Annotated in this window: 10 protein-coding genes and 1 pseudogene; 9 read left to right on the forward strand and 2 right to left on the reverse strand. The window is 71.9% G+C overall.

Annotated elements, in window-relative coordinates; genetic code table 11:
• The first annotated feature begins 16 nt into the window (after positions 1–16).
• Both AB0B91_RS31480 and AB0B91_RS31485 read left to right on the forward strand, forming a co-directional pair.
• Positions 17–658 (forward strand): TetR/AcrR family transcriptional regulator C-terminal domain-containing protein, encoded by a 642-nt coding sequence (locus AB0B91_RS31480; RefSeq protein WP_358327228.1) that lies wholly within the window; start codon positions 17–19, stop codon positions 656–658.
• A 35-nt stretch (positions 659–693) separates the two neighbouring features.
• On the forward strand, positions 694–1,209 hold the full coding sequence (locus tag AB0B91_RS31485) for a hypothetical protein (RefSeq protein ID WP_358327230.1): 516 nt from the start codon (positions 694–696) through the stop codon (positions 1,207–1,209).
• A 475-nt stretch (positions 1,210–1,684) separates the two neighbouring features.
• On the opposite strand, the gene AB0B91_RS31490 is transcribed toward AB0B91_RS31485, so the two are convergent.
• Entirely contained in the window at positions 1,685–1,906 is a 222-nt protein-coding gene (locus AB0B91_RS31490) for a hypothetical protein (protein ID WP_358327232.1), read from the reverse strand.
• A gap of 35 nt (positions 1,907–1,941) precedes the next feature.
• Here AB0B91_RS31490 and AB0B91_RS31495 point away from each other — a divergent pair, with 35 nt between their 5' ends.
• The 4 genes and pseudogenes from AB0B91_RS31495 (at position 1,942) to AB0B91_RS31510 (ending at position 5,466) form a co-directional block, all read left to right on the forward strand.
• Complete coding sequence (locus AB0B91_RS31495) at positions 1,942–2,298, forward strand: hypothetical protein (protein WP_358327234.1); 357 nt, start codon at positions 1,942–1,944, stop codon at positions 2,296–2,298.
• A 257-nt stretch (positions 2,299–2,555) separates the two neighbouring features.
• On the forward strand, positions 2,556–2,849 hold the full coding sequence (locus AB0B91_RS31500) for a hypothetical protein (protein WP_358327236.1): 294 nt from the start codon (positions 2,556–2,558) through the stop codon (positions 2,847–2,849).
• A 71-nt stretch (positions 2,850–2,920) separates the two neighbouring features.
• Positions 2,921–3,268 (forward strand): annotated as a pseudogene (locus tag AB0B91_RS31505) (DUF4158 domain-containing protein); the annotation flags it as partial.
• Positions 3,269–3,471: 203 nt separating this feature from the next.
• Positions 3,472–5,466, forward strand: a complete 1,995-nt coding sequence (locus AB0B91_RS31510; protein WP_358327238.1) for an FAD-binding protein — start codon at positions 3,472–3,474, stop codon at positions 5,464–5,466.
• A 144-nt stretch (positions 5,467–5,610) separates the two neighbouring features.
• Here AB0B91_RS31510 and AB0B91_RS31515 read toward each other — a convergent pair whose 3' ends face one another.
• A complete protein-coding gene (locus AB0B91_RS31515) occupies positions 5,611–8,469 on the reverse strand; it encodes an AAA family ATPase (protein WP_358327240.1) in 2,859 nt (952 codons plus the stop codon).
• A gap of 212 nt (positions 8,470–8,681) precedes the next feature.
• On the opposite strand from AB0B91_RS31515, the gene AB0B91_RS31520 reads away from it, so the two are divergent.
• From AB0B91_RS31520 to AB0B91_RS31530, 3 genes are read left to right on the forward strand one after another with little or no spacing between them, the layout of a single operon-like run.
• The gene (locus tag AB0B91_RS31520) at positions 8,682–12,041 is read left to right on the forward strand and encodes a hypothetical protein (RefSeq protein ID WP_358327242.1); all 3,360 of its coding nucleotides are present in this window, start codon (positions 8,682–8,684) and stop codon (positions 12,039–12,041) included.
• Positions 12,038–14,290 (forward strand): hypothetical protein, encoded by a 2,253-nt coding sequence (locus tag AB0B91_RS31525; RefSeq protein WP_358327243.1) that lies wholly within the window; start codon positions 12,038–12,040, stop codon positions 14,288–14,290. The genes AB0B91_RS31520 and AB0B91_RS31525 overlap by 4 nt, the downstream gene beginning before the upstream one ends.
• The gene (locus AB0B91_RS31530; protein WP_358327245.1) at positions 14,287–15,513 is read left to right on the forward strand and encodes a ferritin-like protein; all 1,227 of its coding nucleotides are present in this window, start codon (positions 14,287–14,289) and stop codon (positions 15,511–15,513) included. Before AB0B91_RS31525 ends, AB0B91_RS31530 begins: the two co-directional genes overlap by 4 nt.
• The last annotated feature ends 13 nt before the right edge of the window (positions 15,514–15,526 follow it).

A 15,526-nucleotide genomic window follows, 5' to 3' on the forward strand; every position in this document is an offset into this window, starting at 1 on the left:
AGGGTCAGGAAGGGAGGTGCAGGAATTGGCTCTGGACAAACAGCGGATCGTCACCGAGGCCGTCGCGCTACTGGACGCCGAGGGTCTCGACGGCGTGACCACGCGCAAACTGGCCGCCCGGCTCGGCGTACAGTCGCCGACCCTTTACTGGCACATCCCGAACAAGGCGGCGCTGGTCACCGCGATCGCCGAGGCGATTCTTGAGCAGCAGTTCCCCGAGCTGGCGTCGCCCGCGCCGGAGGAACGCTGGCAGGACTGGCTGATCGGCCTGGCCGGGCGGCTGCGGCACGCATTGCTGGCCCACCCGGACGGAGCTCGGATCATCGCGGCCTCCCAACTGTCCCTCAAGATGGCCGCCATCTCCGAACTGGCGATGAGCACACTGGTCGGGCGGGGCATTCCCTTGCGGCAGGCTCGCCTGATCGTGTTGACGGTGTTGCGCTTCACCGTCGGCTACGTCCTGGAGGAACAGCTCGGCCGCCCGGACGCGGACGCCCTGGAGGGCTTCGACATGGCCGCCTACGCCGCGGCACACCCCACCGTGATGGCCGGTGTGGCCGAGTACTTCCAACCCGGCCGCACCGTCGACGATCTGTTCCGCGATTGTCTGGAACAGATCATCCATGGTCCTGGGGCGCAGTCCGACCCCACGTCCTGACCGGTCAGCCGCTCCGCAGGCGAGTGAGCCATGGCATGAGCACCCCGAGTCCCCAACACAGAAAGCCGACATCGTCGCTGTTTCAAAGGCCCTCACCTACGAAACAGCGGCCCGGCGTCCGGCTGCCCGATGTCCTCCTGCGCCGCACCGGCCGGGGCAAGGTGGCCGCCCAATACCACACCGCCCGGTTCCGGCTCGTGCCGTCCCTGGCCAAGGTGCTCAACGTGCCGACCCCGGCGCTTCGCAAACCCGGGACCGTCTGGGTGGAACTACCCCGCCCCGCCGCCGGCACCCAGACGCCCGGGCACGCCAAGATCGGCTACGCCCGCGCCTCGACGGTGCGCCAGTCGCTACAGACCCAGCTCGACTCCCTCAATGGGGTCACCGTAGTCTTGGCCGAAAATCCAACGAACCCACCCGTGACCAGCGGATTCTTCGAGATTCCCGGGACGCTGGTGATCGTTTGCCACTGCGGTCGAAGCCATCACCGCCGCGTTCGTGGAAGGGAGGCGGTTGCCGAGTACGGGAGAAAGGGGCAGTGGCGCCTCTGATCACCTAATTGGAGTGCGCTGTTCCTCCGGCTGCTTCGGCCCGGGTAAGGCCATGAGCATGAGAAAGCACACGCCGATAGACAAGGAAGCCGTTCCCCGGAAGATCGTTGTGTTGTGCGAGGTTGTGTTGCCTGGCGGCAGGGCCCGCGTTGCGGTTGTCCACAGAGGCGTGTGAGTTGCCCAGTCGCTTTCCGTGATCGCCGTAGAGCTGAGCGTTGATCTATCTGAAGACAGGGGGCCGGTTCGGTGCGACAGGTCAGCGACCGCCGCCGACACCCCGGATGAAGTTCGGCTGAAGATGTCCGAGCGAGAGGCCGAACTGCTCAAGATGAAAGGCTGACTTCGACCGGCAGCGCAACCGGATCTTCGCAGAGACCGGTGTGCGGCAGAGCGGCAAGGAATCCAAGGTCAGCCGCTCGGTATCAGCACAACTCTCCTCTGCGGCCCGACCAGGCCGGGCAATCGACCATTCACGTCAACGGCAGGCCGCCGACGTCTGACCAGCAGAGACAGGACTCTTCATCACGGCAGCGCCGGATAGCAGGTGGTCGATCTCGTGGCCGACCAGGCGGGCCAGCGCCGCTTCCACCATCGTGATGACCGAATGCCCGTCCAGGTGGGTGTGTTCGATGGGGCTCGGCTGCTCCGGGACCGGTCCCGGAGCAGCCGCCACACACTGGGAGGGCTCAAGGATCACCCCGTCCCAACCTCATGTGAAGAGCAAGGAGGATCATGTCCGCCACGATCAGGACCGCCGCCCTGGCGGTGGCCGCGTCCATCGCCCTCGTCCCCGCCATCGCCCCCACGGCGTCCGCCGCCGCCAAGCCCAACCTGCGTGCCTGCTACGACGGCAACTGCAAGATCACCGTCACCAAGAAGGTCTCGTTCCGGATCGACCCCAGCTTCGTCTTCACCAAGCTGACCATCTCCTTCAATGCCAGCGGCGTCAGCGTGAAGTCCAGCGGGCCTGGCGTGTCAGGCTCTTCGTACTTCAGCGAGGGCTCGGCGAGCACGCTCAACGGCATCACCATCAGCGCCCTCTCGCTGTCCAAGAAGAAGGCGGTGCTGCGGTTGTCAACGCAGGGCTGAGCCGAACGCGTCGCGTAGGAGCAGCACGGCGATGCAGGACTCAGGTCGACGGCGTCCGGGTCCGTCGCCTCGGCTCCGGCGCCGGGCTGCCGCGTGCGCGGCGGCCGGGCGGATGCGCCTTTCGGGCCTTCAGAACTGGGCAAGGTAGGCCGTTCGGGGCCCCCACTCGGGTCGGCGTCACCAGGGGCAAAGGAGCTCTGCATGACGATGGTGACGGTGCGTGATTCGCAGAAATGACCTCCTGGCCGCTGATACTGGTGGGAGGGCCTACGAGGCCGGCCTCCGGAGACGATTTCACCGTCGTCGCCGAGCTGCTCACCGAGCACGGCTTCGCTCGGCGGGGTAACGCCGGCTACCGCAGCGTGCACTGGACCAGCTCCCGCCCCGATCTGCCGACGCTGCGGGTGTGGATCGGCCTCTTCCAGCCGTCGCCCGGCAGTCCTCAAGGCACCGACCGGCCCACCATCCAGACCAACGACGCCCACGACAACGGCGGTAAGGGCAAGGGTCTCCGGCCCCCGGTGCACCGCCCACTACCTGGAGCGCTATGACCTGGCTTTGAGGTTCTGGGAGCGGGTTCGGCGGATCGGGGGCGAGACGGCAGACCTGTGGCTGTACAAGGTCAGACCTGGAGAAGTTCTTCTTCCTCGATAGCTTCGACCGGAATGTGATCGCGCAGTCGAGAGCCGATTCTCACCGGCTGGGCGTCGCCGTCCAGATCAGGACCGTCCGGTACAAGGGGCTGTTCCTGGAGGATCCGCTCGCGGTGCCCTGGCCGGTGGTGGACTACCTGGCCGAGCAGCTGGGAATCGGTGACGCGTCGCAGGTCAAGAAGTACGCCGAGCGGCCCAAGACGACGTACGAGCACGCGTGGATGATCCGGGACGCCTACGGTTACCACACCTTCGATGACACCAACAGCTGGAGCGAGCGGCAACTGACGCGCCGGTTCCGGACCTTCCTGCACGGCTGGCGGCTGATGTTCGAGCGGCAGGCGTACGAGAGCGGCGGCACCTGGAAGTTCTTCGGCGGTCTCGCGCTCGGCACGGTCGGCGGCGGCAAGGGCCTGATCGCTCAGCACACCGCGGCGGCGGTGGCCTCTGGAGTCGAGATCCGATACGGCGCCAACGTGACGGCGCTCCATCGGAGCCACGCCGACGCGGTGACCGCGCGGTGACGTACGCCGACGCGAGCGGTGAGCACACCGTGCGAGCCCACGCGGTCGTTTTGGCCGCGGGCGGGTTCGAGGCCAGCTCGTGCCTGAGGGCCCGCCACCTGGGTCCGGAATGGGCCCGAGCGATCGTCCGCGGCACCCCCACGAACGACGGCGCGATCCTCGAACTCGCCCTCGCCCTCGGCGCCGCCCCCTACGGCGACTACGGCACCTGCCACAGCGTCGCGTGGGACGCCGGAGCCCCACCCGGCGGCGGCGACAGACGCCTGACCAACCAGTACACCCGCCAGAGCTACCCCTTGGGCATCGTGGTGGACCGCGACGGCCGCCGCTTCGTGGACGAGGGCGCCGACTACCGCAATTACACCTACGCCAAGTACGGTCGTGAGATCCTCCGGCGGCCCGGCAGCATCGCGTGGCAGCTGTTCGACGCCACCACCCGGCCGATGCTGCGTACCGAGGAATACGACAGCCGGCCGATCACCTGGGCCGATGGGAACACTGTAGAGGAGCTCGCGAGCCGGCTCGGCATCTCCCCCGAGGGACTGCGCCCGACGGTGGACGATTTCAACGCCTCGATCGTGGACGAACCGTTCGACCCCTCGATCAAGGACGGGCGGCGGGCGCGGGCCGAACCGCCCAAGTCGAACTGGGCGCTGGCGCTGGAGGCACCGCCGTTCTATGGGTATGCGGTGAGCTGCGGCATCACGTTCACCTTCGGCGGGCTGCACGTTGACACCAGCGCCCGGGTGCTGGACGAGGAATCACGGCCGATCAAAGGGCTGTACGCGGCGGGGGAACTGGTGGGTGGCCTGTTCTCGGGCAACTACCCGGGCGGCAGCGGGCTGACGTCGGGAGCCGTCTTCGGCAGGATCGCGGGCGCCGCCGGGCGCACGCTCCTCCATAGATACTGCGGGCGTGGCGGGCTCGCACACGGATGGGGGTGTCAGGTGAGCGGGTGGAGGCCCACAGTCGCGGCAGTGTTCGAAGGGGTCGACCCCGGGCTGAAGATCCGTCCCGTGGAGGTGGCCGCACCACAGGAAGGCGAAGTCCTGCTGGAGGTGGCGGCCTGCGGAGCATGCCACAGCGACGTGCACAAGCTGCGGGGACACGGCACGGTCGCCCCGCCCTGTGTGTTCGGGCACGAGCTGTCCGGCACCATCGCCGAGACCGGCCCATCGGTCGGCCGAGTACGGCCGGGCGATCGAGTCGTCTGCTCCTTCCTGGTCCCCTGCGGCAAATGCGCCGCGTGCGCCGCCGGCGCGGACGACGACTGCGCAGCCTTCCGATCGGCGATGCAGCGCGACGGTCTGCGCTTCGACGGCACTCACCGGTACCGGTTCCCCGACGGCGCATCATTGCGCGCCTCCGGAGTCGGCGGCCTGGCCAGACACGTCGTGCTGCCCTCGACCGCCGTCTTCCCCCTGCCCCACGACTGGCCATCGGCATGGCCGCTCGCCGACGCCGCGGTACTCGGCTGCGCGGGCCTGACCGCATACGGAGCCGTACACCGCGCCGCGCGCCTGACAAGCGGCGAACGCGTGCTTGTCATCGGCGCGGGCGGCGTCGGACTGTGCGTCATCGCGCTGGCCCGCCACGCCGGGGCAGCCGGCACGGTGGCGACCGATCTACGGCAAGGCGCTCGGCGCGCCGCGCTGGACTTCGGCGCGACGGCGGCACTCGACGGCGCGGATCCCCCTTCAGCGGCGCACTCTTCCCTGCCCCCGCCCCGGCACCCACCGCCCTATATCGAGCCATGCTCGAGCTCGGACGGGCTTGCCGCCCCGGGACAGCGTGAGGCCCTCCACCGCCGCACGACGGAGAAGACCGCGGATCGGCGCGGGATGCGTCACACAGGCGCAGCGTGGGCAAGCCGTCAGCCCCCCACGAGCTGTGCCGCTTCGCGCAGCGCGTCGTCGATGGGCTGGGGCTTGAGGCCGAAGGTCTGGGTGATGGCCGTGGAGTCCGCGACGAACGGCCGGTCCCATTGGTAGTGAGTGATACGCAGTTCACGCATGAGCGGTACGAACACTCCGGCGGTCCACAGCACCGGGTATGGGACTGTCGTGAGCTTCGGCGCCGGGGAGCCGGTGACGCGACTGAAGGCGGGCCTTGGCCACAGCTCAGCACCCCCGGTGTCACCGGGCGGCGGCGGCGCCGAAGGCTTGCTGAAGCTGGCGGCGGTTGCTGATCGCGAGCTTGCGGTAGGCGCGCGCCAGATGGGTCTCCACGGTCTTGATGGTGACGAACAGGGCCTGCGCGATCTGCCCGTTGCTGTGCCCGTGCAGGGCGAGGAGGGCGACTCGGCGCTCCGCCGGGGTCAGCGCCTCGATGCCGGCCACCGCGGCCCTGCGCGGCCGCACGCCGGCGGCGTGTAACTCGGCGCGGGCGCGCTCGGCGAGCGGGCGGGCACGCATGCGGTCGGCGAGCTCCAGCCCCTGGCGGAGCGGCTGCAGGCAGTCGTTCCGCCGGCCGGCGCGGCGCAGCGCCGCGCCGAGGTCGACGAGGGCGCGGGCCTGTTCGAGCGCCGCCGGGGTCTGCTGCAGCGTGCGGGCCGCCTCAGCGAGCAGGTCGATGTCGGGGCGGGGCCGGGCGACCAGGCCGGCGACGCGGAGCGCGGCGCCGACGGCCTGCGGCACGCCGACGGCGCGGGCGCGGTCGACCTCCTGGCCGGCGAGGCCTTGGGCGGTGCGGTGGTCGCCGAGGTGGTGCGCGGCGAGGGCGGCGGTGGTACGCCACGGCAGCAGGCCGGGATGGTCGATCTCGTAGATCTGCTGGAGCTGCCGGCCGGCGGCGCGGGCGGTGTCGAGCGCCACCGCGGGCTCGCCGCGCAGCAGGGCCAGCCGGGCACGGGAGTCGAGGACCAAGGCCATGTCCATGCCATCGGGCGGGCGCCGGTCAGCCAGGTGGAGCGCCTCCTCCGCGGCGGCGGCGTCGCCCTGTTCGAGATGCAGCCGGGCGAGCAGGAAACCGATCCAGCCCCCGGCCGAGATCCAGCCCTCGGCGTACGGCACCCGGGCTGCCTCGACGTCGGCCAGCGCCGCCGTGAGACCTCCCTGATGGTAACGGGCGAGCGCGCGGTGGAAGCTCGCGCTGGCGTAGGCGAGCACGTCTCCACGGCCGGCGGCGGCGGACAGGGCGGCGTCGGCCGCGGCCTCGGCGTCGGCGAGCTCGCCGACGATGACGAGGCTGTGCACGACCACCCCGAGCAGCGCGCCGTGGCCGCCCGTGCCCACCAGCGGGTCCCGGGCGAGCGCGAGCGCGGCCGTCCGCCGCACTTCGGGCACCGGGTCTCCGGCGAGCGCGAGCCTGAGGGCCACGTGGGCCAGCAGGCCAGGCCGGTCGGGCGGCCGGCCGAGACGGGCCTCCCTGAGCACCGGGGCGATCCGCCGCTCGCCGTCGCCGCGCAGCGGCGGGTGGAACGTGGCGACCATCAAATAGCCGGCCAGCGCGTCCTGCCATTTCGCGCTGCCCGGCTCCAGCAGGCCGAGCGCCGCGTCGTGCTCTTTCGCAGCGCCGGAGAAGTCGCCGCGGGCGTGCCTGATCTGCGCGAGCAGGTTCAGCGCCTTGCTCCTGACGTCCGGCGGCGCGCCGTCGAGCAGGGCGAGGGCTTCGGTGACCGAGGCGTGCCCCGCGACATCGCCGGCGATCACCTGCGCGCGTGCCAGCTCGAGCAGAAGCTCGCTGCGCCGCTCGCCGGGCGCTTCGTCGGGTAAGGCGCGGCGCAGCAGGCGGATGGCGGCGGCCGGGTCCCCCCGGCGCAGCGCGCGGCGCGCCGCCTCGCGCAGCACGCCGGCCACGGCGGGGTCGCCTTCGGGCCGGGCGGCCAGGAGATGCCCGGCGACCTTCTCGACCCCTTCGCCGTCCGCGGCGAGCAGGTCGGCGGCGCTGCGGTGGGCGCGGGCGCGGGCGAAGGCAGGCAGGTCGGCGTGCACGGCCGCGGCGACGAGGGGGTGCGCGAACGCCAGCGGGTCGCCGGGGCGGAGCAGGTGCGCCCCGGCGAGGGCGTCGGCGGCGAGCTCGGCAGCCGGCAGCTCCAGGCCGGCGTGCGCGGCGGCCCGGCGCAGCGGGGTGCCGTCGCCGAGCACGGCCGTCGAGGCGGCGAGCCGGCCCGCGCCTTTGGGCAGCCGGGCAAGCCGCGCCAGCACCGAGCGGATCACCGTGTCGGGCACCATGCCCGCGACCGCGTCCGCCGCCGGCACCGTACCGCCACCCTGGAGGTATCGCAGCAGCTCGCCGACGAGGAACGGGTTTCCACCGCTGGCGTGGGCCACCGCGGCGGCAAGGCCGGCAGCCGCGCCCGGCGCCGCCTCGGCCACCAGCCGGTCGACCGCCGCGGCGGACAACGGCTCGGGAGCCAGCAGGCGGTGCGGCGGCCGGGCAGTCAGCGCGCGCAGCGCGGACACGTCGGTCTCGCCCTCGCCGTCGCGCACCGCGACCACCATGGAGAGAGGCAGCCTGCTGGCCCGGTCGGCCAGCATGGCCAGGAAACGCACGGACGACTCGTCCGCCCACTGGGCGTCGTCCACGGCGACCAGCATGGGCTGGACCTCCATGCCGGACATATCCCACCTGGTGAGGTTCGCGGCCAGCCAGCACAACCCGAACAGCATGACGTCCGCCTCAAGGCGCGCGGCGGACTCCGCCCCGGGCAGGAGGCCGGGGAACAGCGGGGCGGCCGGCGCGGCCATGCCGTGCACCAGCCGGGCGCGCTCTGCTGGCGTCGCGGCGGTGACCGGCGGTGTGAGCAGTTCGAGCGCGACGCCCAGCGCGATCTCGCGCTCCAGCTCCCGGCCCCGCCCTTCCAGCACCCGCAGCCCGGCCGCCCGGCCGCACTCGGCGGCCGCCGCGCACAGCCTGGTCTTCCCCACACCCGGCGGCCCCTGTACCACCACCAGAGAGCCGCGGCCGGCGCGGGCGTCCTCCATCGCCGCCCGCAGCGCGGCGACCTCTTTGCCACGTTCCAGCAGGGACCCCTCGCCGACCCGCTCCGCCACGCACCCACCGTATGTCGGCCCCTGCCGCGGTGAACAGATTCAGATCAGCCCGCGGCATCCAGATCAGCCCGCGGAGGGCAGGCGGCAAATGTCAGGGTCGGCACCCTGACGCGGGCCGCGCCGCCGCGGCATGAGACTGCGCTGACACCCCCCGCCGAGCGCCGCCCACCACACCCCGCCGCCGCATCCGAGACCTCTTTCTGGAGCAGCCCATGCCGATCGACCACACCCCTCCCCTGCGCGTCGCCGCGGACTCGCGGCTGTCCGCCGACGTGCTGCTGATCGAACAGGTCAGCGTCGCCCCGGAGGCGCCCAACCACATGTCCGTCGCAATCGACGCCGACGGGAACACGCTGCTGCTCGCCATCACCCCGGGCGCCGGGGCCGTGGAGCTACGGGACCCGGCGGACTCCTCGCCGGGCCGCACGCTGCGCCCGTTGCCGCGCGGAGCGGACGCCTCGGAGATCGTGTCGCTGGTGGACGGGGACGGACTCGTGCACGCGTTCTACGCCACCGACACCGCCCTGCTGCACGCCGTCCGGCGCGGCGGCAAGTGGTCCGCCTCTCAGGATCTGCCGCCGTGCGCCGGACTGAGCGTCTCGGAGATCCCGCTGACCGGGGCATTCGCGGTCACCGGGGTGACCGCGAAGGGCGACCTGGTCCTCTGCACGGCCGACGGCGGGAAGTGGGGCGCCGTCGAGGTGAACCTTGGCGGCAGGCTCCTCGGCGGGGAGGCCCGGCTGGCGTACACCTCCCCGGACGCGTGGGTGCTGTTCGGCGCGGCCGGGGGCGAGCTGCGGATCTGGCCCGGCGTCGAGGGGCGGGTGGCCGCCGATCCCGCGGTGGTCAAGGTGAAGGCGCCCGTCGCGCGTCTGCTGGCCACGTACGCGCACGCCGACTCCGCGATGGCGGTGTTCACCGACACCGCGCACAACCTGTACACCTCGGCCGGCTTCAGCGACACGCCGACCCAGATCCCGCTGGGCGTGGTCGTCCAAGGCTCGGCCGAGGTCGGCGACGACGGGCTGCTGCGCTGCTACGGATGCGACCCGAACGGCAGGCTCTGGCTGCTGCGGCAGACCTCCTGGGCGGGGGACGGCTCGCCGAAGTGGGCGCCGATCTTCCCGCTGGACACCGACGCGGTCCAGGTGCGCACCCCCGCCGCAGGCTCCGGCGTGGTCGCCGTCACCCGGGTGGACGGCGGTCTCGACCTGCTCAGCCGGGACGGGCCAGCCGGCCGGTGGACCCGGGTCCCGGTGCACGCGGCGTCCGCCGCCGCACCGACCCGCGTCTCCCGCTACCGGACCCGCCTTACCGTCACCGACGCGAACGGCCTGCCGTGCCAGGGCGTCCGGGTGGAGCTGACTCCCTCGCGGCTGGTGGGGCTGGAGATCGCGGGGCGCGGCGCGGTCGCGCGGCCGGCGCTGCCCGCCGTCCTCACCACGGACGAGACCGGCGCGGTCGAGTTCACCCAGCCCGCCACGGGCCTGGACCCCGTCACGTTCACCGCGCGCGCCGACGGCGCCCCGGCGGCGCTCGCGATCACCCCGCACGGCTACCTGCTCGACGCGCTCGCCGGTCGCGCGCCGGTGTTCACGGGCCGCGCGACGATCCCGCCGATGAGCGCGCAGACACTGCTCGGCGCGCGGGCGGGCGGCAAGCCCCTGCTCCCGGACTCGACCCCCGAACTGGCGGACGCAGCGGCGGGCGCGATCATGGAGATCGCGAGGGCCTGCACGGACGCGAAGCCCGCCGAGGGCGGGTTCGAGCTGGACCTGCGCGACCAGGCCTCCCCCCGGTTCGTCCGGTACGACACCAGCGAGGCGGTCGCAGCCAGGATGGCGGACTTCCACCGCGAGGCCGCCGCCGTGGAGCTCGCCGTGGGTGACTCGGACCTGGCGGGCGAGCTGTTCGCCGAGAGCCTGGGGAGCTGGTTCGCCGACCTCTGGCACGCGATCTCGACCGGCGCGGCCAAGCTCGTCAACTTCATCGTGGACCCGAACACGCAGACCGCCTCGGCCCTGCTGGAGTACGCCGAGGGAGTGTGGTCCCTCGCCAAGGGCCTGGTCGTCGAAGGCGCGGCCGAGTTCGGCTCGTTCCTGCGGGGCGTGCTCGACGCGATCGGCGCCGCCTGGCACCGGTTCAAGGACTGGGTGCAGGACGAACTGCACTGGGACTCGGTCTGGCGCACCATGGACGCCTTCCACGGGTACGTGACCGGCGGCCTGTCGCAGGTCTCCACCTGGCTCGAGGACTCGGCCGCGGTGGCTGCCGGCCGTTTCTTCGCGGACCTGAAGTCGGAGGTGGACGCGGGGCTCGACCGGGCCGTGGCCGCCCTGGGCGACCGCACCATCGCCGAGATCGCCGCCGGCCGCGGCCTGACCGCGATCAAGCCGCCGGTCGGCGCGATGTCCGCCGTGCCCGGCAGCACGGCGCAGAACGAGTACGTGCTCTCGAAGGTCATGACCAGCCTCGCCGGCCACCCGCTGCCGAAGGTCCCGGGGCTGTCCGACAGCCTCGGGGAACGGCTGATCAAGGCGGTGGAGGACTCCGGGTTCCTGCGGGACGGCGATAGGGCCGTACGCGACCTGACCGCGCTGTGCGAGCCCTGGTTCCGCGACCCTGCCGCCCTCGGGCGCACCCGGGCAGCCGACCTGCTGACAGTGCTCCGCGATCTGATCGACCTGGCCCTGGACTGCGTGGACGTGGCTGCGGTCGCGCTGCTGGACCTCGCCGCCGAGGTCGTGCGCGGGCTCTCCGCGGCCCTTGGCGCGCCGATGACCGACGATCCGCTGCTCACCTGGTTCTGGGAGAACGTGGTGCGGCCGGACGGCCGTACGGACAAGATGACGCTGGGCAGGCTGATCTGCCTCGCGTACGCCGCCCCGGTCACGCTCGCGTGCCTGCTCCGCACCGGTCGCGGGCCGTACGACCCGAGGGTGACGGCAAGCGCGCAGGGGGCGTCTGCCACGGACCGGGGACTCGCCGACGCGCAGGTCGCCATGTCGTGCGTCCTGATGGGCGTCGACGCGGTGACTGACCTGGTCAACTACGCGAACATGCAGGTAGCGGTCAGCGACAAGGCGGCGGTGTGCTGGAACGCGTTCGACTTCGTCGCCAACGCCGTCGTCCAGCGCCTCTTCGCGCCCACCGCGGACGAATGGCGGTCGACGACCAGGGGCGCCCAGCTCAGCAACGAGACGTACGGCTGCTTCTGGGTGCCCATCCTGACCGACGCGGCCTTCACGCTTGTCGACTTCGGCGGGCTGTTCAAGAAGATCTCCGACAGGGACTCGTCCCAGCTCTTCCGCGCCAACACCGTGATGGACTGCCTGATGGGCCTCGCCCTGATCGGCTCCGGCGTCGCCGGGGCCTCCTACCAGCTTGAGGACCACGACCCCGACACCACCCCGGTGGACATCTTCGAGGCCGTGATGGCCCCCCTCCCCTGGGTCGGCCAGCCTCTGCTGATCCCGGAGGTCGTCGACTCGAGCGAGGGCGGCTCGCTCGCGGTGCAGCTCGTCCTCGACGTCCTCGGGGACTTCGACTACGACGTATTGGAGAAGTCATGACCACGGGGCCGACCGCCGCGGACATCCTCGCGCGGCTGCGGGACAGGGGCGTGACGCAGGGCTGGGACGTCGTGTACGCCCTGGCCGCGCACAAGGTGAACGACCTGTTCCAGCGCCAGTTCGCCATGGACCTCGCCAACGGCGACCACCTCCCGCCCCTGACCGGCAGCGTGCCCGTCATCGGCGACTACGCGGTCGAGTTCCAGGACGTCGTGCTGGGCCGCCCGCTGATCGCGTTCGACCCCGAGAAGGACCCGCAGGCGGCGCTGCTCACGATCCCGGTCCTCGCCGGGATCGTCCGCGTCGTCGTGGCCGACGGCGCGAGCACCAGCGTTGTCTCCACCCAGTGGATCACCGAGGGGCACGGGTACACCGTCACCGGCACCGTCCCCCTCGGCAAGGTGCGGGGCGACGTCGAGAGCCAGACCCACGTCGTCCTGCGGATCGAGGACGGCAAGGAGTTCTTCGCCGACCTCGGCATGACCGACGCCGCGGGCACCATCCTCGGCACCTACTTCCTCGGCTTCCTCCGCGATCACGCCACGGGGTACCGGTACGCGCTCGGCACCCTCGACTACACGCCCAACAAGACGGACCTCACCCCCGCGGGTGACTTCGAGCTGGCCACGCAGCGGGACCAGAGCGACACGGCCGACGCCGGACGGGTGCTGCTGTTCGTGCCCACCACCTACCACCCGAAGGGCGGAAACCAGACGGTGCTGCCCCTCGCCAACCCGGTGCCCGCCGGAATGGATACGGCGCTGCTGGTGTCCGGCAGAGTGCTGGTCGGCCAGATCCTGCGGCAAGCCCTGGAGAACGCCCTGTCGCCACACGCCACCGGGGTCGTCGTCTCCGCGGCGGGCGACGCCGCCGACCTGTGGTCGGCGACGGTCACGGACGGGCGCGTCCACGTGCCCTGCAGTTTCGATCTGCAGCTCGGGAACATGCAGTCCGGGTGGTGCGGAAAACCGGAGCCGGTGATGGTCACCCTGAAGGGGATCTCCTTCGCCCCCGCCGCCGACGGCCTCGCCGGTGAGTGGAAGCACGACTGGCCGCAGCCGTGGAGCATGACCACTCTCATCTGCCAGGACGGCCAGGCCACGATGATGGTGAAGCTGGCCGTCGCGCACCGGCCGTCGGTCGACCCGGTCACCGGGATGATCTCCTTCGCCGCCGCGGGCGGGATCGCGGTGAGCTTCTCGGCCTCGGACTCGAACTGGCTGGCCGACCTCTTCGGCCTGCCCTGGAAGCAGATCGAGCAGACCGTCTGCGACTGGATCGCCCGCCAGATCAGGGACCTGTTCGCCGAACTGCTGGTCGGCTTCGAGATCCCGCACGTCGGAGCGTTCGCGGTGACCAACCTGCTGTTCCCCGGGCGGCAGACGTCCCGCCTGGAGAGCGCGCACGTGCCCGGAGACCTGGTCGTGTTCGGCACCCTGCGGGCATCCGACCTCGACGTAACGCCCCCGGTAGCCTCCGTGGCGACCGGCGAGACGCTCCAGTTCACCGCCGACCGGCCGGTGACCTGGTCCGTCCCGCGCGGTGGCGGCACGATCGACGCGACCGGCCGGTACAGGCCGCCGGCCGCCGTGACCGGGTCCAAGGTCGTCGTGGTCACCGCCGCCGCGGACAGGCAGCAGGCGTACGCGGCGGTCGTGGTGACCCCCGCCGACGTCCGGATCTCGCCGATCATCTCGGTCCTCCAGGCCGGCGCCCAGCCGGAGGCCTTCACCGCCGCGCTGCCCGGGTCCGCGGACAAGGCCACCTGGTCCCTCTCCACGGCCGTCGGCAAGCTGGACGCGAACGGCAGCTACACGCCGCCCAGGAAGCTGGACAAGCCGACCCCGGTGACGATCAGCGCGCGGATCGGCGACCGGACCGGCGAGGCGCGGATCGTCGTCTTCCCGGCGACGCCCGCCGCCGTGCAAGTCACCCCGTACGCCCCGGCGCCGCTCGGGCCGGGCGGCACGCTGTCCTTCGCCGCGACGCTTTCCGGCGACCCGTTCCCGGCCGCGTGGAGCGTCCTGCCGCAGGTCGGCACGATCGACCGGAACGGCGTCTACACCGCGCCCGAGCGGGTGGACGCTCCGCAGGCCGTCCTGGTGCTGGCCGCCGACCCGCGCACCCCCGCCATCGGCGGCACCGCCGTCGTGCTCCTCACCCCCGACGCCCCCGAGGAAGACGCCGGCACCGTCCTGCGGCCCGCCGCGAACGACCTCCCGGCCCGACGAACGGACGATGCGTCATGAGCCCACCCCTGCCCCTGATCCACAGGCCGATCGACACCATCGCCGCGCTGGGCGACCATCTCCAGAGCGCGCTGGGGATCGAGCTGTCCACGATCCCGCCGTACTTGTGCGCCCTCTACTCGGTCAGCGACCCCGCCTCGGAGGCGTGCCGCCTCATCCGCGGCGTGGTGATCGAAGAAATGCTGCACATGATGCAGGTCGCCAACCTGATGAACGCGATCGGCCGCATCCCCTCGCTGCGGCCCGACTATGTGCCGAGTTACCCGTCGTACCTGCTCGGCCACGCCGCGGGCGGGCCGTTCATCCAGCTTCAGCCGCTCTCGCCGGCACTGGCGCGCACCGTGTTCATGCGGATCGAGGAGCCGGAGCCGAGCCCGGACGCGCCGGCCGAGGGCGAGCTGTACGACACTATCGGGCAGTTCTACAAGGCGATCGAGGAGGGCTTCGTCGCCTGCGTGGCGAAGTACGGCGAGAAGGAGGTGTTCGGGCACGACACCGGGTTCCAGCGGGACGACACCTACGTCGGCACGGGCGGCGGGCAGCTGCACATCGTCCACGATCTCGCCACGGCGAAGGCGGCGATCATGGAGATCATGCAGCAGGGCGAGGGGGCGCTGATCCAGCAGCCGCCGGCGCCGTACGAGGAGCCGTACGGCGGCTACGACCACTACGGCGACCGGCTTGACGGCACCTATGGGCCGATCATCGGCGTCCCCTGGGAGCTCTCCCATTACCGCCGCTTCCAGCGGATCGCCGATGGCGAGGTCGGCCTGCCGCCTATCCATCCGATGCAGCCGAACCCGTCCGACGCCGCCCTCGACGGCGACTTCCGCCGTCTGTCCCACCTGTTCGACAACTGCTACACACTGGTGCTGACCGCGCTCGGCGAGGCGTTCGGCAAGACGACCGCGCCCCGCCCGTTCTTCCAGACGGCCTTTCCCGTCATGCAGGCGGCCCTGCCCGCCCTGGCGACCCTGCTGTTGCGGACTCCGCTGAACCCGGCCGCCGACCCCGCGCTGGGGCCGAACGCCGGGCCCGCGTTCGTGTACCGCTTCCGCGAGGCGGCGGAGATCGTGGCCGAGGCCACCGACCTGCTCGCCCGGCCGCCCGCATCCCTGGGCGGCGACTACCGCCTGCTCTGGCGCCACAACATCGGCATCGCCCACCGGACGCTGGCCGCCGCCGTCGCCGCAGATGCCGCGTTCAGCCCGCTGCACGGATGACAGGGAGACCGCA

It is taken from the genome of Nonomuraea sp. NPDC049141 (assembly GCF_040648415.1).
Lineage (GTDB): Bacteria > Actinomycetota > Actinomycetes > Streptosporangiales > Streptosporangiaceae > Nonomuraea.